General features: G+C 60.5%; 2 protein-coding genes. One reads left to right on the top strand and one right to left on the bottom strand.

Annotated elements, in window-relative coordinates; genetic code table 11:
- On the bottom strand, positions 1-295 hold a 295-nt coding region (locus AC1D0P_RS26300), incomplete at its 3' end, for a kinase/pyrophosphorylase (RefSeq protein WP_477679414.1).
- Positions 296-482: 187 nt separating this feature from the next.
- Here AC1D0P_RS26300 and AC1D0P_RS26295 point away from each other — a divergent pair.
- A partial coding sequence (locus tag AC1D0P_RS26295) for a PEP/pyruvate-binding domain-containing protein (protein WP_477679413.1) occupies positions 483-821 on the top strand: 339 nt, incomplete at its 3' end.

Here is an 821-nt window from a genome sequence, read left to right as displayed (position 1 = left end):
CCAGCCGCGCCACGAACATGCCGAACATGTCCAGCAGCATGCCGTTGCAGTGGGTTTTGATGACGGCCAGGATTTCCATGTTGACCAGCGTGGTGAAGACGATGGGGCGTTTGCCCTCGACTTCAGCCGTGTGGTTGATCTGCCGTATCGCCTGGTGGGCCTTGTCCACGCTGTCGATAAAGGGCAAGCGGACATGGCGCGGCTTGAATTCGAATTGCGCCAGGATGGCGTTACCAAAGGTTTCCGCGGTGATGCCGGTGCCGTCGGAGATGAAAAACACGGTGCGTTGGGACATGGTGGGTGTTTGGCTGATTGAAAGCTGGGTGAAAGGCTGACGCGGCACATCCGGCGGCTCGCCCCTACAATTGGGCCAATTATCCAGTTTGTCACGCCATGCCCCGCCACAACCCCCTCGAACAACAACAAGGTTGCCTGCCGCGCATGGTGAATTCCCCGGTTTTTAAACCTCCCGGAGTATTTTCATGTCCAATCTGTTTGAGGCGACCGCCCTGGTCGTACCGTTTGAAAACCTGAGGATGACAGACGTCGAGGCCGTTGGCGGTAAGAACGCCAGCCTCGGCGAGATGATCTCGCAACTGCCCACCGGTCCCCAGGGCGTGCGGGTGCCCACCGGATTCGCCACCACGGCGCATGCCTTCCGCGTGTTCCTGGCCCACGACGGGCTGGACAAAAAAATCAACGGTGTGCTGGACGCGCTCAACACCGACGACGTGCGTGCCCTGGCCGAGGCGGGCGCCAAAATCCGCGCGCTGGTCGAAGCCCAGCCTTTTCCGGCCGACCTTGAAAAAGCCGTGCGGGAC

This window comes from Polaromonas sp. P1_G2, from assembly GCF_056405515.1.
Note: the sequence above shows the minus strand (reverse complement) of the source record. Positions and strands in the feature narration are given on the sequence as shown.